Source organism: Bradyrhizobium sp. YR681 (assembly GCF_000282615.1).
Lineage (GTDB): Bacteria > Pseudomonadota > Alphaproteobacteria > Rhizobiales > Xanthobacteraceae > Bradyrhizobium.
The window spans coordinates 24,136-43,090 of sequence record NZ_AKIY01000309.1; the positions used below are offsets into that span (position 1 = coordinate 24,136).

Sequence of the window (18,955 nt, forward strand, 5' to 3'; positions counted from 1 at the left end):
CGGAGTGCCGCTGCGCAGAACCGGGACCCACAGGGACCGAACAATGGGTCCCGGCTCAGCAGTGCAGCACTTCGCGCCGTACTGCGTCCGGGACACGAGACCGATCAAGGAGAGCACGGCCATGAACATGAACATCATGAACGTCGACTACTCGACCAAGATTCCGAACAACGTGAACCTCGCTGAAGACCGCCAGGTGCTCAAGGCGCTGGAAGGCTGGCATCCCGGCTACATGGACTGGTGGAGCGACATGGGGCCGGAAGGTTTCCAGGAGTCGCTGGTGTACTTGCGCACTGCGTATTCGGTCGATCCGCGCGGCTGGGCCAAGTTCGATTACGTCCGCATGCCCGACTATCGCTGGGGCATCCTGCTTGCGCCGCAGGAAGAGAACCGCGTCGTGCCCTTCGGCGAGCATTATGGCGAGCCGGCCTGGCAGGAAGTCCCCGGCGAATATCGCGCCATGCTGCGCCGTCTGATCGTGATCCAGGGCGACACCGAGCCGGCCTCGGTCGAGCAGCAGCGCCATCTCGGCAAGACCGCGCCCTCGCTCTACGACATGCGCAACCTGTTCCAGGTCAACGTCGAGGAAGGCCGTCATCTCTGGGCGATGGTCTATCTGCTGCAGAAGTACTTTGGGCGCGACGGCCGTGAAGAGGCCGACGATTTGCTCCGCCGCCGCTCCGGCGATGCCGACGCACCGCGCATGCTCGGTGCCTTCAACGAGGCGACGCCGGACTGGCTGTCCTTCTTCATGTTCACCTACTTCACCGACCGCGACGGCAAGATGCAGCTGCACAGCCTCGCGCAGTCGGGCTTCGATCCCTTGTCGCGCACCTGCCGCTTCATGCTGACCGAGGAAGCGCACCACATGTTCGTCGGCGAGACCGGCATCACCCGCGTCGTGCAGCGCACCTGCGATGCGATGCGCGAAGCCGGCATCACCGATCCCACTGATATCGCCAAGGTCCGCGCGCTCGGCGTGATCGATCTTCCGACCATCCAGAAGAAGCTGAACCTGCACTACACGCTGTCGCTGGATCTGTTCGGCTCGGAAGTCTCGACCAACGCGGCGAACGCCTTCAACACCGGCATCAAGGGCCGCTATCACGAGACGCAAATCGATGATGACCACCAGCTCAAGAACGCCACCTATCCGGTGCTCAAGTTTATCGACGGCGAGATCAAGCTGGTGGACGAGCCGGCGCTGACCGCGCTCAACATGCGCCTGCGCGACGATTACAGCCAGGATTGCGTCAAGGGCATGCTGCGCTGGAACAAGGTCATCTCGACCGCCGGCTACAATTTCCAGCTCAAGCTGCCGAACGTCGCCTTCCACCGCCACATCGGCGAGTTCAAGGACATCCACGCCACGCCCGACGGCATTTTGATCGACGATGTGACCTGGGCCAAGCGCAAGGACGAGTGGCTGCCCTCGACCGCCGACGGCGACTTCATCACCTCCTTGATGCAGCCGGTCACCGAGACCGGCCAGTTCGCCTCCTGGATCTCGCCGCCGAAAGTCGGCATCGACAACAAGCCCGGCGATTTCGAGTATGTGAAGATCGAGTCGTAACGACTGCCAGCGAGGCGCAACGGCCGCGCCGCCACAAATGGCGTCATCACCCGCGGAAGCGGGTGATCCAGTATTCTAGAGGCGGCAGGGATAAATCGAGACGCCGCGGCGTACTGGATGCCCCGGTCGAGCCGGGGCATGGCTGCTGAGTGTGAGGCGAGAGCGCCGCTTTAGCGCGCAATCTACCCCGCAATCTCCAGCCCGGCATTCGCGTACACCACGCCGCCGTCCACCGCGATGGTGTTGCCGACGACGTAATCGCCCGCGCGCGAGGCGAGATAGATCGCAACGCCCGCCATGTCCTCGTCGGTGCCGATCCGCCGCGCCGGAATCCGCTTGGCGACGTCATCGCCATGGTCGCGCGCGGCCCGGTTCATGTCGGACTTGAACGCACCCGGCGCGATCGCGGTGACGTTGATGTTGTCCTTGATCAGCTTCGTCGCCATGCGCCGCGTCAGGTGGATCACGGCGGCCTTGCTTGCGGCGTAGGAATAGGTCTCGCTCGGATTGACGAAGATGCCGTCGACCGAGGCGATGTTGATGACTTTTGCGGGCCGCTCGTGCGAGGCCGCCGCGCGCAGCGGCTTGGCCAGCGCCTTGGTCAGGAAGAACAGCGACTTGACGTTGAGGTCCATCACCTTGTCCCAGCCGCTCTCGGGGAATTCGTCGAACTCGGCGCCCCAGGCCGCGCCTGCGTTGTTGACGAGGATGTCGAGCTTCGGCTCCAGCTTGATGATTTCGGAAGCGAGCCTGTCGCAGCCTTCGACCGTCGAGATGTCGATCGGCAGCGCGATGCACTCGCCGTCATATTGCGCTGACAGCTCTTTCGCGGTGGCCTCGCAAGGTCCCGCCTTGCGCGCGGTGATGTAGACCTTCGCCGCGCCCTGCGCGAGATATCCCGCCGCGATCATCTTGCCGATGCCGCGCGAGCCGCCGGTCACGAGCGCGACGCGGCCTTTGAGCGAGAACAGATCGTTGAACATGGTGCCTCCCTTGTTTGGCGACGTTTTGAGCGCAGCGGGGAGGGGAGTCAAGGAAGGGGAGCGTGCGGATAGATCAAGCCGCCGCAAACCTGCGAAAGCCGTTCCACATCGCGGTCGCAGCCCCCGAGGTCAGCACGGGCAGGATTCGCGCGTCCTGGTAATTGCCGTTGAGCGAGACACGCGGCAATGCGGTCATGTGGCCGGCGTTTTCGGCGAACAGCATGCCGGGGCGCGTCGTCACCGCTGTCTTGAAGCCGGCGGACGCGGCCAAGGCAAATTCGCGCTCGCCCGCCGCCTCGCGGTCGCCATAAGGATAGGCGAAATGCAGCACGGGACGCTCCAGCGCGTGCTCGATCCGCACGCGGCTCACCGCCATCTCCTGCGCGGCGATCTCCTCGCTCTGCTTGGCGAGATTGCAATGGCTGATGCTGTGCGCGCCGATCGTCACCAGGGGATCGCCGGCAAATGCCTTCACCTCGTGCCACGACAGGCAGAGGCTGCGGCACAGCGCTTCCATGTCGACGCCATGTCTTGCGCAGAGCGCCTCGATCTCGCGCTTCAGATCGTGCTCGCCCGGCAGTGCGCGGAGCCAGTCGTGCAGACGGTCGAATGCCGCCTGTTTTGCGGCCGGCGTCGTCGCATCGAGCCGCAGTGCGGAATTGCCGATCTGCACCTCGATCTGCTCGGCCTTGGCGATCACGGCCTCCAGTGCCGTCCACCAGAGGCGTCCGGTGCCTTCGGCGAAATCGCTGGCGACATACACAGCCAGCGGCGCGTCAAATTCGCGCAGCACTGGGAGTGCGAACTCCAGATTATCGCGATAGCCGTCGTCGAGCGTGAAGGCGGCGAAGCGGCGCTCGAACCGGCCCTGCACCAGCCGCTCGTGCAGCTCGTCCATGCTGACGATGTCGATGTCGCGCGAGCGCAGATGGTTGAGCGTGGCGCGGAGGAATTCGGGGGTGACTTCGAGATGCCGGTTCGGCTGGAAGGCGCCCTCGCGGGCCGGCCGCACGTGGTGCAGCATGAAAATGGCGCCGACGCCCGACAAAAGCGGGCGCAGCAGGTGGTGCGCCCCGCTGAAATAGAGTGCTCCCAGCCCGGCGCGGATGACGTTGTTACGGAGTTGTTTCATGACCGCCTGGCCAGACCCCTGGCATTCCGCCCTCAACTTAGGGTGTGACCCTTGAAGAAAAAGTTATTCCAATTGTTCACGCAAGGTGCCCGAAAGGGCCTCATTTCCGGTTTGACAGCCTGCCAAGGGTTTGTTTTGTCTCCGGTTCCAGAGTTCGGGTCGTCGAATGCAAAAGCTTTTCAGGTGGGCCAGTAAATGGTGGCCAGGGTTGATCCCCCTGGCCGTCATGTGGGGATTTGCGGCCTGGAATAACACTTTGCCGGTCGAGGCCGACCTGTCCGCCCGCAGTTCGGCCGCCCTCAAGGACACCGTCCTGGACAAGACCCGGATCGCCGTGGACGGCCGCGACGTCGGCCTGGCCGCCGAGGCCTTTTCCGAGGAAGGCCGCCGCGACGCCGTGGTGGCGGTCGAGATGGTCCCGGGCGTGCGCCTCGTGGACGACCGCACCCGCCTGGTTCCCGAGGCAAAACCCTTCGTCTGGAATGCCGAGCGCGATGTGGTGCGGGTGACGCTGTCCGGCTCGGCGCCTTTGCCGTCGATGAAGGCCCGCCTGACCGAGGCGGCCCGCAAGGAGGTCGGCGGCGTCGAGGTGGCCGATCAGATGGGTCTGGCCCGCGGCGCGCCGCCGCGCTTCGAGGCGGCCGCGATGCTGCTGCTCGACCAGATCGGCAAGCTCAAGGACGGCAAGATCACGATCTCGGATACCAAGGTCAATCTGTCGGGCATGGCGCGCGACCTCGGCGGCCGCGAGGCGATTGCCGCCGCGGTGAAGAATTTGCCCGAGGGCTTCTCGATCGCCGCCAACGACGTCAAGGCACCGCCCTACATCTTCCAGGCCTACAAGGATCCGGTTGCGGCGACGGTGACGCTGACCGGCTACGTGCCCGATAACAACGTTCATGCGGCGATCGCCACCAGCGCGTCGCGAAAGTTCTTCACCGAGAAGGTCGTCGACAATCTCAAGGCCAGCGTCGGCGCGCCCGCCTCCTTCAACACGGCCGTGGTCGCAGCGCTCGGCGCGTTGTCGCGGCTGTCGACCGGCACGCTCGTGGTGTCCGACCGCGAGGTGAAGCTGTCGGGCGATGCACTCTATGAAGGGGCCGCCAACGACATCCGCGCGAGCCTCGGCAAGGACTTTCCCAAGAACTGGCAGTACAAGCCGGAGATCACGGTGAAGCCCGCGGCAGGCCCGGTCGACGGCACCGTCTGCCAGCAATTGTTCTCCGAGCTCCTGACCAAGGGCAAGATCCGCTTCGCCACCAAGCGCGCCGACATCGATCCGGACTCCGCGGGCATTCTCGATCATCTGATCGAGACGGCGCTGCGCTGCCCCACCACCAATATCGAGGTCGCAGGCCACACCGACGCCGACGGCGACGACACGTTCAATCAGGCGCTCTCGGAGAAGCGCGCGCAGGCGGTGATCGACTATCTGGTCAAGGCCGCTCTGCCTGCTACCCGTTTCACCGCGGTCGGCTATGGTGCCACGCAGCCCGTCGCCGGCAACGATACCGACGACGGCAAGGCGCAAAACCGCCGCATCGAATTTCTGGTGAGGTGACGATGCCCTATCTGGTTTCGTTTCATATGGGCTGGCTGATCGGCTCGGTGCTGCTTGGTTTTTGCATGGGCTGGATTTCGGTGGTCCAGCGTGGCAACGGCACCTCGAAGGTGACCGCATACTGGCTTGCGGCGCTTGCCGTCGCTCTGGTCGCGGCCTCGTTCGCGCATGTGGTCCCCGGCCGCTTCGGCTACTGGCTCGACCTCGGCCTCATCATGTTCGCCTGCTACCTCGTCGGTTGCACCATCGGCGCATGGCTGCGCGACCGGGTGGTCGCGCGCACCGCGCCGCCGGCCGCTCTGTGATGTTGCCATGCAACCTGGCCACCAAGTCAGGTCCTGGCCGCCACGGCCTTTCGTACATCGGAAAACCGTGAACAAGGAGCCCCTCGCCCTCTTTCAACGGGCGGGTGCGCGCCATAGATTGATTTCGGCTTAAGGCGTGACGGAACATTGTGCGGCCGAAATCATCAAAACTTCATGGCGCCTGCGCAGGATTGCCATGGAGATTCGCGTCACGTGCTGCCGCCGAAAGCGTCAAACCGTGCATCAGGAGCCCGCAACCTGCCTAAAACATTGAAGGCACGAGTTTTTGTTCGAACTGGCGAATTCCACTCGGCCGCAAAACGCGCTAGTGGAGGGGCAGGGGGCATGCGCGAGGCCGGAGCCGGCGGCAAGGATTCGTCGACTCCTTGTTCGTTGAGTGCCTGTGCGTCGTCTGCCCGTTCGCCGGCCAACCTGGCCGCTGAAACGTTGTTCGAGGTCTAGATGCTGGAAGCCATACGCAGGGCGATGACGTTGCTGCGCCAGAAGCAAATCCTGCATAAGCTTGGAGTTGTGATCAGCGTCGCGGTCATCGGTATCGCTTGCTATGTGCTCTACCACATGCTGCGCGGCATCGACACCAATGAGGTGATCGAGGCGATCAAGAGCACCGAGCCGAGCCAGATTGCGATGGCGGCGCTGTTCGTGGCCGCGGGCTATTTCACCCTGACCTTCTACGATCTGTTCGCCGTGCGCGCGATCGGCCACACCCATGTGCCCTACCGCATCAACGCGCTCGCGGCCTTCACCAGCTATTCGATCGGCCACAATGTCGGTGCCAGCGTCTTCACCGGCGGCGCGGTGCGCTACCGGATCTATTCGGCCTACGGGTTGAACGCCATCGACGTCGCGAAGATCTGCTTCCTGGCCGGCCTGACCTTCTGGCTCGGCAATGCCGCCGTGCTCGGCCTCGGCATCTCCTATCATCCGGAGGCGGCGGCCTCGATCGACCAGCTTCCGGCCTGGTTGAACCGGACGCTGGCGCTGATGATCATCGTGGCGCTGATCGGCTATGTGGTCTGGGTCTGGACCCAGCCGCGCGTGGTCGGCCGCGGGCCCTGGACGGTGGTGCTGCCGGGCGGTCCGCTGACGCTGCTCCAGATCGCGATCGGCATCATCGATCTCGGCTTCTGCGCGCTCGCGATGTATGTGCTGGTTCCGGACGAGCCCAATCTCGGCTTCGTCGTGGTCGCGGTCATCTTCGTCTCGGCGACGCTGCTCGGCTTTGCCAGCCACTCGCCCGGCGGGCTCGGGGTGTTCGACGCCGCCATGCTGGTCGGCCTCTGGCAGATGGACCGGGAGGAGCTGCTCGGCGGCATGCTTCTGTTCCGCGTCCTCTATTATCTCTCGCCCTTCGTCATATCTGTAATCTTGCTGACGTTTCGCGAAGTTATCATCGGCGCTCGATCGAAGCGTTTGCAGCAGGCGGCGCTCAAGCTCGACCCCGGCCCGGCCCCTGAAGCCGCCTATGTGAGAGAGCGCAGCGACAGCGGCGCCTGAACCGGCCAGCGTTTCTGGGTAAGGCCCCCTAGGAGAAGTCCGCCCCGATGGCGATCGATGCCCCTTCTTCTCCAGCAGCGCAGCCCTGGTCCGACCGGCTGCGGCACTCGACGATCATTCTGATCGCCGCGGCGCTGGCGCTGTCGGTGGTGGTCTCGCTCGGCGAATTGTCGGTGCTGCACGCCATTGCCGTGTTTTTCTGCATTGCCGCCGCGGCGCTGATCCCCTGGCGTCTACACGATACCGCCGCCTCGCGCGACGATATCAGGCGCATCAATCCGGTCGAGAGTGCCGCGGTGGCGGCGGTGGTCGCCGGCATGCCGGATCCGGCGGTGCTGCTCGACCGCGCCGGCCGCGTCATCCATCTCAATGCCGCCGCCGCCCAGCTCGCGCCGGCGCTGCGCCGCAACGAACTCGCTCAGTTCGCGTTGCGCTCGCCGGAGATCATCACGGCGCTGCGCGAGTCCATTGCGACCACCGAGCCGCGACGCGCGACCTATCTCGACCACGTCCCGGTCGACCGCTGGATGGAGCTGATCATCACGCCGGTGCCGGTGCCGACCAGTTTTGGCGGCGCCGACAAATGCATGCTGATGACGTTCCACGACCAGACGCCGCTCCGCCGGGTCGAGGAGATGCGCGCCGATTTCGTTGCCAATGCCAGCCACGAGCTGCGCACGCCGCTGGCGGCGCTGTCGGGCTTCATCGACACGCTGCAGGGCCAGGCCAAGGACGATCCCAAGGCGCGCGAGCGCTTCCTCGGCATCATGCACAACCAGGCCACCCGCATGGCGCGCCTGATCGACGATCTGCTCTCGCTGTCGCGGGTCGAACTGTCGGCCCATGTGCGGCCCGACACCCTCGTCGACCTGCTGCCGATCATCCGCCAGGTCGCCGACGGACTCGAGCCGCTGGCGCGGGAGCGCCAGGTCGAGGTCGAGATCCATCTGCCGGAACAGCCGGTGCTGATCGCGGGCGACCGCGAGGAACTGCTCCGCCTGTTCGAGAATCTGATCGAGAACGCGCTCAAATACGGCGCCTCGGGCGGTCGCGTCATTGTCTCGCTCGCCTCGGGCACGGCCAATGACGGAACCCAGGAAGTCCGGATCATGGTCCGCGATTTCGGCCCCGGCATCGCGCCCGAGCACCTGCCGCGGCTCACCGAGCGGTTCTACCGGGTCGATGTCGGCGACAGCCGCTCGCAAGGCGGCACCGGGCTCGGATTATCGCTGGTGAAACATATCCTTAACCGCCATCGCGGCCGGCTTTTGATCGAAAGCGTGCCCAAGCAGGGTGCCACTTTCACCGCCTGTTTTCCCCAGATGAAGACCCTGACACAAAGCTGAAATTCAAGCGATTTCAATCGCTTGGGGGTGTCATCCAGCTGTCACGAAACCTTCGTAAAAGCACAGCCGACCGCTCCTAAAGGGGCGGCACGGGGAGCGCGATCGGGCGCTGATGGCGCTTCGCTCCCCTGTATGGAGACCAGCATGAATTTCATCAAAACGATCGTCGTTGCCGGCTTGGTCGCCGCATCGACGACGGCGGCCTTTGCTGCCGACATCACCGGCGCCGGCGCGACCTTCCCGTTCCCGATCTATTCCAAATGGGCTGACGCCTACAAGAAGGAGACCGGCAACGGCCTCAACTACCAGTCGATCGGTTCCGGCGGCGGCATCAAGCAGATCCAGGCCAAGACCGTGACCTTCGGCGCCAGCGACGCGCCGCTCAAGGCCGAGCAGCTCGAGAAGGACGGCCTCGTCCAGTGGCCGATGGTGATGGGTGCCATCGTTCCCGTCGTCAACATCGAGGGCGTGAAGCCGGGCGAACTGGTGTTCGACGGCGAGACCCTGGCCAGCATCTATCTCGGCAAGATCACCAAATGGGACGATGCCGCGATCAAGAAGCTCAATCCGAACGTGAAGCTGCCGTCGGACGCGATCACCGTGGTCCGCCGCTCGGACGGTTCGGGCACCACCTTCAACTTCACCAACTACCTCTCCAAGGCCAGCGCGGACTGGAAGAGCAAGGTCGGTGAGGGCACCGCGGTCGAGTGGCCGGTCGGCGTCGGCGCCAAGGGCAACGAAGGCGTGTCGGGCAACATCAGCCAGACCAAGAACTCGATCGGCTATGTCGAGTACGCCTATGCCAAGCAGAACAAGCTGACCTACACCGGTCTCGTCAACAAGGCCGGCAAGCCGGTGCAGCCGACCGTCGAAGCCTTCCAGGCGGCCGCGTCCAATGCCGACTGGGCCAAGGCGCCCGGCTACTACGTCATCCTGACCGACCAGCCCGGCGAGAAGTCCTGGCCGATCACGGCGGCGACCTTCATCCTCATGCACAAGGATGCCACCGACAAGGCGGCCTCGCAGGAAGCCATCAAGTTCTTCCGCTGGGCCTTCAAGAACGGCGGCAAGGCGGCTGAAGAGCTCGACTACATCCCGATGCCGGAAGGCGTCGTCGGTCTGGTCGAGAAGACCTGGGCGGCCGAGATCAAGAGCTGAGACGATCTCTCTCGTGTCCTGGACGCGGTGCGGCACGCAGTGCTGCTCCGCAGAGCCGGGACCCACAACAGACCAGGCCCCGGATCAGCGTCGCGCCGCATCCGGGGCGCGGGACCAAAAACAAGCGTATATGAACTGGTACAGGGGATCGGCGTGGCAGAGATGGCCGTTCAGAGCGATATCGTCGACGACGCCGGACCGTATGACCGCGCCAAGGCGTTGAGCGCCTTCAAGCTCGGCGACGTCACCTTCTACTGGATCACGCGGCTCTCCGCGATCTCGGTGCTGCTGATCCTCGGCGGCATCATCATCTCGCTGATCGTCGGCGCCTTCCCGGCGATGAAGGAATACGGCCTCTCCTTCCTGTGGACGCAGCGCTGGGCGCCGTCGGCAGACCCGCCCGTGCTCGGCGCGCTCGGCCCGATGTACGGCACGCTCGTCACCTCCTTCATCGCGATGCTGATCGCCATTCCCGTCGGCCTCGGCATTGCGATCTTCCTCACCGAGCTCTGCCCGCAATGGCTGCGCCGCCCGATCGGCATGGCGATCGAGCTGCTCGCCGGCATCCCCTCGATCATCTACGGCATGTGGGGCTTCTTCGTGCTGGGGCCGTTCCTGGCCAACACCTTCCAGCCCTTCATGATCAAGATCTTCGACGGCGTGCCCGTGCTGGGCGCGATCTTCGCAGGTCCCCCGTCCTATCTCAGCCTGTTCAACGCCGCGCTGATCCTCGCCATCATGGTGCTGCCCTTCATCACCTCGATCTCGGTCGACGTGTTCAAGACGGTGCCGCCGGTGCTGAAGGAAGCCGCCTACGGCGTCGGCTGCACCACCTGGGAAGTCGTGCGCAGCGTGGTGATCCCCTACACCCGCGTCGGCGTCATCGGCGGCGTCATGCTGGCGCTGGGCCGGGCGCTCGGCGAGACCATGGCGGTGACCTTCATCATCGGCAACTCGTTCCGGATCTCGTCCTCGATCTTTGCCCCGGGCACCACGATCTCGGCGGCGATCGCCTCCGAGTTCGCCGAGAGCGACGGTCTGCACCAGTCCGGCCTGATCCTGCTCGGCCTGCTGCTGTTCGTGCTGACGTTCTTCGTGCTCGCCGCGGCGCGGCTGATGCTGATGCGGCTGGAAAAGAAGGCGGGGAACTGACGCCATGAACCCGATCTATGCACGCCGCCGCCGCAAGGACTTCGTCATCCGCGGACTCTGCATGGCCGCCGCCGCCTTCGGCGTCACCTGGCTCGCGCTGATCCTGATCACGCTGCTCTACAACGGCATCGCCGGCCTGAACCTGGAGCTCTTCACCGCGGACACGCCGCCGCCGGGCTCGACCGAAGGCGGCCTGCGCAACGCCATCGTCGGCTCGATCATCATGACCGTGCTCGGCGTCGGCATCGGCGCGCCGCTCGGCCTGTTCGCCGGCACCTATCTCGCCGAATACGGCCGCAACGATCGCCTGACCTCGGTGATCCGCTTCATCAACGACATCCTCTTGTCGGCGCCCTCGATCATCATCGGCCTGTTCATCTATGGCGCGGTGGTGGTGCCGATGCGCGGCTTCTCGGCGATCGCAGGCGCGCTGGCGCTGGCCGTCATCGTCATTCCGGTCGTGCTGCGCACCACCGAGGACATGCTGCTGCTGGTGCCGAACGCGCTGCGCGAGGCGGCCTCCGCCCTCGGCCTGCCGCGCTCGCTGGTGATCAAGCGCATCGCCTATCGTGCCGCCCGGTCGGGTCTCATCACCGGCGTGCTGCTCGCCACCGCCCGCGTCGCCGGCGAGACCGCGCCGCTGCTCTTCACTGCGCTGTCGAACCAGTTCTTCAGCCTCGGCCTGAACAAGACGATGGCGAACCTGCCGGTCACCATCAACAACTTCGTGCAGAGCCCCTACGCCTATTGGAAGCAGCTTGCCTGGAGCGGCGCGCTGCTGATCACCCTGACCGTTCTTGCCCTGAATATTGGCGCACGCATCCTCGGCGCCGAGAGGACCGCAAAATGAGTGAGCTTTCCGTATCGATGAGCGCGGCCGGTGGTTTGCCGCAGGCGCCGGTGCTGCCCGAAGCGCCGGCCAAGGTGACCGTGCGCAACCTCAACTTCTATTACGGCGAGCACCACGCGCTGAAGAACATCAATCTGGCGCTCGGCACCAACCGCGTCACGGCGTTCATCGGCCCGTCCGGCTGCGGCAAGTCGACCCTGCTGCGCATCTTCAACCGGATGTACGACCTCTATCCGGGCCAGCGCGTCACCGGTCAGCTGATGCTCGACCAGACCAACATCCTCGACCCCAGGCTCGACCTCAATTTGCTGCGCGCCCGCGTCGGCATGGTGTTCCAGAAGCCGACGCCGTTCCCGATGACGATCTACGAGAACATCGCCTTCGGCATCCGTCTCTACGAGAAGATCTCGAAGTCCGAGATGGACGACCGCGTCGAGAAGGCGCTGCGCGGCGGCGCGCTGTGGAACGAGGTCAAGGACAAGCTCAACGCCTCCGGCCTGTCGCTCTCGGGCGGCCAGCAGCAGCGTCTCTGCATCGCCCGCACCGTCGCGGTGCGGCCCGAAGTGATCCTGTTCGACGAGCCCTGCTCGGCGCTCGACCCGATCTCGACCGCCAAGGTCGAGGAGCTGATCCAGGAGCTGTCCGAGAACTACACGATCGCGATCGTCACCCACAACATGCAGCAGGCGGCGCGCGTCTCCGACAAGACCGCCTTCATGTATCTCGGCGAGTTGATCGAGTTCGACGACACCAGCAAGATCTTCACGTCGCCGAGCGACCGGCGCACGCAGGATTACATCACCGGCCGGTTCGGCTGAGGAGACGGGACATGGGTTCTGAACATACCGCAAAGGCCTTCGACACCGACCTCCAGGAACTCACGCGCCTGGTCGCCGAGATGGGTGGCATCGCCGAGCGCATGATCGTCGATTCCGTCGACGCGCTGATCCGCCGCGACGTCGCGCTCGGCCAGCGCGTCGTCGCCATCGACACCGAGCTCGACGCGCTGCAGAAGAAGATCGAGGAGCGCGCCGTGCTCACCATCGCGCGCCGCCAGCCGATGGCGGTCGATCTGCGCGAGATCGTCGGCGCCATGCGCGTCGCGACCGATCTCGAGCGGATCGGCGACCTCGCCAAGAACATGGGCAAGCGCGTGGCGGCGCTGGAGACGGATTTCCATCCGCTCAAGCTGTTCCGCGGCCTCGAGCACATGACCGACCTCGTGCAGCAGCAGGTCAAGTCGGTGCTGGACGCCTACGCCGCGCACGATCTGCCGGCGGCGATGGCGGTGTGGAAGGGCGACGAGGAAGTCGACGCCATCTGCACCTCGCTGTTCCGCGAGCTCCTCACCTACATGATGGAGGATCCGCGCAATATCTCGTTCTGCATCCATCTGATGTTCTGCGCCAAGAACATCGAGCGGATCGGCGACCACGCCACCAACATCGCCGAGACCGTGTTCTACATGATCGAGGGCCAGGCGATCACCGACAAGCGGCCGAAGGGCGACATGACGACCTTCGCCACGACGGTCCCGAATACCTGAAGACTTAAGGAGCGACGACCTGATGGGCGCACGCATTATGGTGGTTGAGGACGAGGAAGCTCTCACCGAGCTGCTCCGCTACAACCTCGAAGGCGACGGCTACGACGTCGAGACGGTCATGCGCGGCGACGACGCCGACACCCGCCTCAAGGAGCACATCCCCGATCTGATCGTGCTCGACTGGATGCTGCCGGGGCTGTCGGGCATCGAGCTGTGCCGGCGGCTGCGCACCCGCCCCGAGACCAAGCAGCTCCCGATCATCATGCTGACTGCGCGCGGCGAGGAGAGCGAGCGGGTGCGGGGCCTTGCGACCGGCGCCGACGACTACATCGTCAAGCCGTTCTCGGTGCCGGAGCTGCTGGCGCGGGTGAAGGGCCTGCTGCGGCGCGCCAGTCCTGAGCGGCTCGCGACGGTGCTGGCCTATGGCGACATCGAGCTCGACCGCGACAAGCGCCGCGTGGCGCGCTCGGGCCGGCCGATCGATCTCGGCCCGACTGAATATCGGCTGCTGGAGTTCTTCCTGGAGCATCCCGGCCGCGTGTTCTCGCGCGAGCAGCTGCTCGACAGCGTCTGGGGCCGCGACATCTACATCGACGAGCGCACCGTCGACGTTCATATCGGCCGCCTGCGCAAGCTGCTCAATCTCGGCCGCGAGCAGGACCCGATCCGCACCGTCCGCGGCGCCGGTTATGCCCTCGACGATCGGTTCGCGAAGGCGGAGCAGACGTAAGGTGGTTTAGCGGCCGTTGGCTTAACGAGCTGCGGCAACAATCTCCGCCGTCATCCCGGGGCGCGCGCAGCGCGAGCCCGGGATCCATAACCACAGGACGTGGTTATGCGAAGACTCGGAGTGACCATCTCGCGCAACAATTGCGCCCCGTGGTTATGGATCCCCGCCTTCGCGGGGATGACACCGAGTGATTCGAGCCGTCGTCCTGTGACGGCTGCCGTCTTCAAGAAACGAAATCCCTAACTCAGCGCGACGGCTTTGCCGGTGCGCGCCGGCGATCCGCCGCCGGCTGATACGCCACCCGCGAGTGCTGGGCGCAGTAGGGCAGGCCGGAGAGCGCCTTGCCGCCGCAGAAGAAGAAATCGGGGCTCGAGGGATCGCCGACCGGCCAGTGGCAGGTCGCCTCGTTCAGCTCCAGCAGCGACAGCCGCTGGCTCATCGGCACCACGTTGTCGTAGGTAACCGGTTCGGCCTCGACCTCGACCTCGAAGGCCTGGGCCAGCGCGGTGTTGCCGCGTGCAATGGGGCGGCTGACCCGCATCATGTGCTGCGCGGGACGCGCCTTGCGCGGCCGTGGAGCTGCCGATGAAGGGCTCTTGGCGCGGCCGGACAGGCCGAGCCTGTGCACCTTGCCGATCACGGCATTACGGGTCACGTTGCCGAGCTCAGCCGCGATCTGGCTGGCCGATAGTCCGGCCTCCCAGAGCTTTTTCAACTGCTCGACGCGATCGTCGGACCAGGTCAAAACCGTCATTGCACCCTTTCCCTCGCCGTGCGGCTGCCATCCTGGCGCCTCGCGGCGAATGCCTAAGCCTCGAAAAACCCGTGCCGCCAGAATCCCTTAAGGCTCGCCGGGCGTAGCTGGAACGCCCGAACGTTTACGCCGGTACATGAGGACTTAGAGGATCAGAAACACTGCACGAGATGTCGTATCTGACAAGCCAAACGCTACAATATGGCGTGACTCACGCGCAAGAGTCCGCCGACTCGCTTCCACATGTTCCGTGGCCAAAACCCCGCAAATTCGGCACCGCAAGACTACGGAATCTGCGTTTCGCGAGGCTTTCGGGCGGCATTGACACCCGTTTTCCGCGGCATAAGATAGTGTCACGTGCCGCCCTTAAAAGGCGGCACGTTTCGTTTTCCGGGCCGGTCAATGGTGCGTTGCGCAATGCACGCTCACACCGTCCGCAACATCAAGTGACCGTCATGACTAACCGCGCAGCGCCGCATTTGCTCCCCGTTTTCGCCAGGTCCGACCTCGGTTTCGAGCGCGGCGAAGGCTGCTGGCTGATTGCGACCAATGGCGATCGCTATCTCGATTTCACCTCCGGCGTCGCCGTGAACGCGCTCGGCCATGCCCATCCCGCGCTGGTCCAGGCGCTGCAGGAGCAGGCGACGAAACTCTGGCATATGTCGAACCTGTTCCAGAGCCCTGACGGCGAGAAGCTCGCCGCGCGCCTCTGCAACGAGAGCTTTGCGGACTTCGTGTTCTTCTGCAATTCCGGCGCCGAAGCGCTGGAAGGCGTGATCAAGCTGGTCCGCCATCATCACTTCTCCAAGGGGCATCCGGAGCGCTATCGCATCATCACCTTCGAAGGCGCCTTCCATGGCCGCACGCTGGCGACGCTGGCCGCGACCGGCTCGCCAAAATATCTCGAAGGTTTCGGTCCGCCGATGGACGGTTTCGACCAGGTCCCGCATGGCGACATCGAGGCCGTGAAGAAGGCGATCGGTCCGCAGACCGCCGGCATCCTGATCGAGCCGATCCAGGGCGAGGGCGGCGTGCGCTCGGCAACGCCCGCGTTCCTGAGGGCGCTGCGCCAGCTCTGCGACGAGAAGGGCCTGCTGCTCGCCTTCGACGAGGTGCAGACCGGCATGGGCCGCACCGGCGATCTGTTCGCGCACCGGCGCACCGGCGTCACGCCGGACGTGATGTCGCTGGCCAAGGCGCTCGGCGGCGGTTTCCCGATCGGCGCGATCCTGGCGACCGCGGATGCGGCGGCCGGCATGGGCCCCGGCTCGCACGGCTCGACCTTCGGCGGCAATCCGCTCGCGATCGCGGCGGCCAACGCCGTACTCGACGTCATGCTCAAGCCCGGCTTCTTCGACCATGTGCAGAAGATGTCGCTGCTGCTCAAGCAGAAGCTCGCCTCCGTGATCGACCGCTATCCCGACGTCGTCAGCGAGGTGCGCGGCGAAGGTCTTCTGATCGGCATCAAGGCCGTGGTGCCCTCGGGCGATCTCGGCGCGGCGCTGCGCAACGAAAAACTGCTCACGGTCGGCGCCGGCGACAACGTCGTGCGTTTCCTGCCGCCTCTGATCGTCACCGAAGCCGAGATCGAGGACAGCGTCACCCGGCTGGAGCGCGCCTGCGCGGCGATCTCCTCCAGCCAGACCAAGCGGGCGGCAAGCTGATGAGCAAGTCCCCGAAGCACTTTCTGGACATCAACGAGCTGCCGCTGTCGGAGCTCAAGAGCATGCTCGCGGCCTCCTCTGCCATGAAGGCGAAGCAGAAGGCGCATCAGCCGGTGAGGCCGCTCGAAGGCAAGACGCTGGCGATGATCTTCGAGCGTCCCTCGACCCGTACGCGTGTCTCGTTCGACGTCGCCATGCGCCAGCTCGGTGGCGAGCCCATCATGCTCACAGGCGCCGAGATGCAGCTCGGCCGCGGCGAGACCATCGCCGACACCGCGCGGGTGCTGTCGCGCTATGTCGACGCCATCATGATCCGCATCCTCAACCACGATGCGCTGCTCGAGCTGGCGGCGAACGCCACCGTGCCCGTGATCAACGGCCTGACGCGGCGTTCGCACCCTTGCCAGGTGATGGCCGACCTCATGACCTTCGAGGAGCATCGCGGCCCGATCGAGGGCAAGACGGTGGCCTGGACCGGCGATGACAACAACGTCCTGGCGTCCTGGGCCCATGCGGCCGAGCGCTTCAAGTTCCAGCTTAATGTCGCGACCCCGCCGGAGCTCGCGCCGAAAAAGGTGATGCGCGACTTCATCAAGGCCACCGGCGCGCCGATCATGCTCGGCACCGATCCCGAGGCCGCGGTGAAGGGCGCCGACTGCGTCGTCACCGACACCTGGGTGTCGATGGGCGACAAGGAAGGCGAGCACCGCCACAACGTGCTCAAGCCCTATCAGGTCAATTCCCAGCTGATGTCGCTGGCCAAGCCCGATGCGTTGTTCATGCACTGCCTGCCCGCCCATCGCGGCGAGGAAGTCACGGACGAGGTGATCGACGGCCCGCAATCGGTGGTGTTCGACGAGGCCGAAAACCGCCTGCACGCGCAAAAGGGCATTCTGGCCTGGTGCTTTGACGCGGTGAAGTGATCGCGGTCATGGGGTCGCGTCGATGCCCCCATTCTCCGCTGTCATCCCGGACAAGCGCCGCGCAGCGGCGGGCAGATCCGGGATCCATAACCACAGGATTGAGTTTGGCGATGACTCGGAGTTGTCAGCGCCGGTTACAACGTCATCCTGTGGTTATGGGTCCCGGGCTCGCGCCTTGCGCGCCCCGGGACGACACTGAGTTCGTCGTGCTTTCGTGCGATCCTGGCCGCGTCCCACCCCTTCCATTTCCCACCTCCGACCCCAGATAATGCGCCATGGTTTCCCAATCCCCTGACATGAAAACCGGGCCCGAGGGCCCGGTTCGCGCGCCATCCGCGGTTCCGATCGACGACGCCGTGCTGCCCTACGAGGTCGACGCGCTCGACGTGCGCGGCCGCCTGGTGCGGCTCGGGCCCGCGCTCGACGAGATCCTGACCAAGCACGATTATCCTGCGCCGGTCGGCAAGCTGCTCGGCGAGGCGATCGTGCTGACGACGCTGCTCGGTTCGGCGCTGAAATTCGAGGGCCGCTTCATCCTGCAGGCCCAGACCGATGGCCCGGTGTCGTTCCTGGTGGTGGACTATCAGGCGCCGGATCGCCTGCGCGCCTATGCGCGCTTCGATGCCGAGCGTCTCGGCGACACCAGGGATTCCGGCACGCTGCTCGGCCGCGGCCATCTCGCCATGACCATCGACCAGGGCCCCGACATGAGCCGCTACCAGGGCCTGGTCGCGCTCGACGGCGGTAGCCTGGAAGACGCCGCCCACGAATATTTCCTGCGCTCCGAGCAGATCCCGACCAAGGTGCGCCTCGCGGTCGGCGAGGAATGGCGCTCGAACGACGGCGGCAAGCATCGCTGGCGCGCCGGCGGCATGCTGATGCAGTTCCTGCCGAAGGCGCCCGAGCGCGCGCGGCAGGCCGATCTGCATCCCGGCGATGTGCCCGAAGGCGTCGAGGTGCATGCTGTCGCCGAGGACGACGCCTGGGTCGAGGCGCGCTCGCTGATCGAGACCGTCGAGGACGTCGAGCTGATCGATCCGGAACTGTCCGGCGAGCGGCTGCTCTACCGTCTCTTCCACGAGCGCGGCGTCCGCGTGTTCAATCCGCTGTCGCTGAAAGCGCAATGCTCCTGCTCGCGCGATGCGGTCGCATCGATGCTGAAGAGCTTCTCGTCCGACGACCGCGCCGCCATGGTCAAGGACGACAAGGTCGTCGTGACCTGCGAATTCTGCAGCTCGGTGTACCAGTTCACGCCGGACGAAGCGGGTGTGGAAGACGCGTAGGCGAGGTCCCGTAGCCCGGATGGAGCGCAGCGCAATCCGGGACAGCTCTTTCCATATGTGATGCTTCCCCGGATTTCGCTTCGCTCCATCCGGGCTACGGGTCTCGCGTTGCCCGACGGGCAAAACAGCTGCGAGGCCGTCAACCCGCTCGCGCAAAAATATTCCACTTTACCGAAATTCGGATTTATCGTATGTGTCGCCCATCCCGGCTCATCCAGGAGGGGCGATCTCGAGGTCGTCTTGATCGCGAGCCGGGCTTGCGGTGGACGCGGCAGCGTCGGCATGAGAGGTGCGGGCAGGGCGGGTAGTCCCTGTGAGTCCGAAACCGCGTGCGGACGAGCGACGCTGAACGCGTACGGCAAAACCGTGTGGTCCTGGCCGTCGTTGCTACGGTCAAGCCTTTGCGGAGATGTGCGCGAGCCCAACCGGGCGGACGGCATCGTCAATTCGCGGGGCGAGGGAGGCCAGAAGGAAAGT

Annotated in this window: 17 protein-coding genes; 14 read left to right on the forward strand and 3 right to left on the reverse strand. The window is 65.2% G+C overall.

What is annotated here, in order from left to right:
- Positions 1 to 121 precede the first annotated feature (121 nt).
- Complete coding sequence (gene boxB / locus PMI42_RS33620; protein WP_008143455.1) at positions 122 to 1,573, forward strand: benzoyl-CoA 2,3-epoxidase subunit BoxB; 1,452 nt, start codon at positions 122 to 124, stop codon at positions 1,571 to 1,573.
- A gap of 182 nt (positions 1,574 to 1,755) precedes the next feature.
- Here boxB and PMI42_RS33625 read toward each other — a convergent pair whose 3' ends face one another.
- Together PMI42_RS33625 and PMI42_RS33630 are read right to left on the reverse strand one after the other, a co-directional pair.
- Positions 1,756 to 2,556 carry an SDR family NAD(P)-dependent oxidoreductase gene (locus PMI42_RS33625; protein WP_008143457.1) on the reverse strand — a complete coding sequence of 267 codons (801 nt, stop codon included), beginning with the start codon at positions 2,554 to 2,556 and terminating at the stop codon, positions 1,756 to 1,758.
- A 73-nt stretch (positions 2,557 to 2,629) separates the two neighbouring features.
- The gene (locus PMI42_RS33630) at positions 2,630 to 3,688 is read right to left on the reverse strand and encodes a polysaccharide deacetylase family protein (RefSeq protein ID WP_008143460.1); all 1,059 of its coding nucleotides are present in this window, start codon (positions 3,686 to 3,688) and stop codon (positions 2,630 to 2,632) included.
- Positions 3,689 to 3,854: 166 nt separating this feature from the next.
- Here PMI42_RS33630 and PMI42_RS33635 point away from each other — a divergent pair, with 166 nt between their 5' ends.
- The 10 genes from PMI42_RS33635 (at position 3,855) to phoB (ending at position 13,854) form a co-directional block, all read left to right on the forward strand.
- Positions 3,855 to 5,249, forward strand: a complete 1,395-nt coding sequence (locus tag PMI42_RS33635) for an OmpA family protein (RefSeq protein WP_008143463.1) — start codon at positions 3,855 to 3,857, stop codon at positions 5,247 to 5,249.
- Between the two features lie 2 nt (positions 5,250 to 5,251).
- Positions 5,252 to 5,554: a hypothetical protein gene (locus PMI42_RS33640; protein WP_008143465.1), complete on the forward strand. Its 303-nt coding sequence runs from the start codon at positions 5,252 to 5,254 to the stop codon at positions 5,552 to 5,554.
- Positions 5,555 to 6,016: 462 nt separating this feature from the next.
- Positions 6,017 to 7,072, forward strand: coding sequence for a lysylphosphatidylglycerol synthase domain-containing protein (locus PMI42_RS33645; RefSeq protein WP_008143467.1), 1,056 nt, complete (start codon positions 6,017 to 6,019; stop codon positions 7,070 to 7,072).
- A 47-nt stretch (positions 7,073 to 7,119) separates the two neighbouring features.
- Positions 7,120 to 8,418, forward strand: coding sequence for an ATP-binding protein (locus PMI42_RS33650; protein ID WP_008143473.1), 1,299 nt, complete (start codon positions 7,120 to 7,122; stop codon positions 8,416 to 8,418).
- A gap of 144 nt (positions 8,419 to 8,562) precedes the next feature.
- Positions 8,563 to 9,576, forward strand: a complete 1,014-nt coding sequence (gene pstS / locus PMI42_RS33655) for a phosphate ABC transporter substrate-binding protein PstS (protein WP_008143474.1) — start codon at positions 8,563 to 8,565, stop codon at positions 9,574 to 9,576.
- A gap of 162 nt (positions 9,577 to 9,738) precedes the next feature.
- Complete coding sequence (gene pstC, locus PMI42_RS33660; RefSeq protein WP_008143475.1) at positions 9,739 to 10,728, forward strand: phosphate ABC transporter permease subunit PstC; 990 nt, start codon at positions 9,739 to 9,741, stop codon at positions 10,726 to 10,728.
- A 4-nt stretch (positions 10,729 to 10,732) separates the two neighbouring features.
- A complete protein-coding gene (gene pstA / locus PMI42_RS33665; RefSeq protein WP_008143476.1) occupies positions 10,733 to 11,578 on the forward strand; it encodes a phosphate ABC transporter permease PstA in 846 nt (281 codons plus the stop codon).
- Positions 11,575 to 12,396, forward strand: a complete 822-nt coding sequence (gene pstB / locus PMI42_RS33670; protein ID WP_008143477.1) for a phosphate ABC transporter ATP-binding protein PstB — start codon at positions 11,575 to 11,577, stop codon at positions 12,394 to 12,396. Before pstA ends, pstB begins: the two co-directional genes overlap by 4 nt.
- Positions 12,397 to 12,407: 11 nt before the next feature.
- A complete protein-coding gene (phoU, locus tag PMI42_RS33675) occupies positions 12,408 to 13,124 on the forward strand; it encodes a phosphate signaling complex protein PhoU (protein WP_008143478.1) in 717 nt (238 codons plus the stop codon).
- A 22-nt stretch (positions 13,125 to 13,146) separates the two neighbouring features.
- Positions 13,147 to 13,854, forward strand: coding sequence for a phosphate regulon transcriptional regulator PhoB (gene phoB / locus PMI42_RS33680; protein WP_008143479.1), 708 nt, complete (start codon positions 13,147 to 13,149; stop codon positions 13,852 to 13,854).
- A 244-nt stretch (positions 13,855 to 14,098) separates the two neighbouring features.
- Here phoB and PMI42_RS33685 read toward each other — a convergent pair whose 3' ends face one another.
- Positions 14,099 to 14,608, reverse strand: coding sequence for a GcrA family cell cycle regulator (locus PMI42_RS33685; protein ID WP_008143480.1), 510 nt, complete (start codon positions 14,606 to 14,608; stop codon positions 14,099 to 14,101).
- 455 nt (positions 14,609 to 15,063) lie between these two features.
- Between PMI42_RS33685 and PMI42_RS33690 the strand changes: the two genes are divergently transcribed.
- The 3 genes from PMI42_RS33690 (at position 15,064) to PMI42_RS33700 (ending at position 18,478) form a co-directional block, all read left to right on the forward strand.
- Entirely contained in the window at positions 15,064 to 16,272 is a 1,209-nt protein-coding gene (locus tag PMI42_RS33690; protein ID WP_008143481.1) for an aspartate aminotransferase family protein, read from the forward strand.
- Positions 16,272 to 17,195: an ornithine carbamoyltransferase gene (gene argF / locus PMI42_RS33695; RefSeq protein ID WP_008143483.1), complete on the forward strand. Its 924-nt coding sequence runs from the start codon at positions 16,272 to 16,274 to the stop codon at positions 17,193 to 17,195. Before PMI42_RS33690 ends, argF begins: the two co-directional genes overlap by 1 nt.
- A gap of 275 nt (positions 17,196 to 17,470) precedes the next feature.
- Entirely contained in the window at positions 17,471 to 18,478 is a 1,008-nt protein-coding gene (locus PMI42_RS33700; RefSeq protein WP_008143484.1) for an Hsp33 family molecular chaperone, read from the forward strand.
- Positions 18,479 to 18,955 lie beyond the last annotated feature (477 nt).

Coding starts and splice junctions, on each gene's coding strand:
- boxB (WP_008143455.1), top strand. CDS start 122: ATGAACATGAACATCATGAACGTCGACTACTCGACCAAGATTCCGAAC.
- PMI42_RS33625 (WP_008143457.1), bottom strand. CDS start 2,556: ATGTTCAACGATCTGTTCTCGCTCAAAGGCCGCGTCGCGCTCGTGACC.
- PMI42_RS33630 (WP_008143460.1), bottom strand. CDS start 3,688: ATGAAACAACTCCGTAACAACGTCATCCGCGCCGGGCTGGGAGCACTC.
- PMI42_RS33635 (WP_008143463.1), top strand. CDS start 3,855: ATGCAAAAGCTTTTCAGGTGGGCCAGTAAATGGTGGCCAGGGTTGATC.
- PMI42_RS33640 (WP_008143465.1), top strand. CDS start 5,252: ATGCCCTATCTGGTTTCGTTTCATATGGGCTGGCTGATCGGCTCGGTG.
- PMI42_RS33645 (WP_008143467.1), top strand. CDS start 6,017: ATGCTGGAAGCCATACGCAGGGCGATGACGTTGCTGCGCCAGAAGCAA.
- PMI42_RS33650 (WP_008143473.1), top strand. CDS start 7,120: ATGGCGATCGATGCCCCTTCTTCTCCAGCAGCGCAGCCCTGGTCCGAC.
- pstS (WP_008143474.1), top strand. CDS start 8,563: ATGAATTTCATCAAAACGATCGTCGTTGCCGGCTTGGTCGCCGCATCG.
- pstC (WP_008143475.1), top strand. CDS start 9,739: ATGGCCGTTCAGAGCGATATCGTCGACGACGCCGGACCGTATGACCGC.
- pstA (WP_008143476.1), top strand. CDS start 10,733: ATGAACCCGATCTATGCACGCCGCCGCCGCAAGGACTTCGTCATCCGC.
- pstB (WP_008143477.1), top strand. CDS start 11,575: ATGAGTGAGCTTTCCGTATCGATGAGCGCGGCCGGTGGTTTGCCGCAG.
- phoU (WP_008143478.1), top strand. CDS start 12,408: ATGGGTTCTGAACATACCGCAAAGGCCTTCGACACCGACCTCCAGGAA.
- phoB (WP_008143479.1), top strand. CDS start 13,147: ATGGGCGCACGCATTATGGTGGTTGAGGACGAGGAAGCTCTCACCGAG.
- PMI42_RS33685 (WP_008143480.1), bottom strand. CDS start 14,608: ATGACGGTTTTGACCTGGTCCGACGATCGCGTCGAGCAGTTGAAAAAG.
- PMI42_RS33690 (WP_008143481.1), top strand. CDS start 15,064: ATGACTAACCGCGCAGCGCCGCATTTGCTCCCCGTTTTCGCCAGGTCC.
- argF (WP_008143483.1), top strand. CDS start 16,272: ATGAGCAAGTCCCCGAAGCACTTTCTGGACATCAACGAGCTGCCGCTG.
- PMI42_RS33700 (WP_008143484.1), top strand. CDS start 17,471: ATGGTTTCCCAATCCCCTGACATGAAAACCGGGCCCGAGGGCCCGGTT.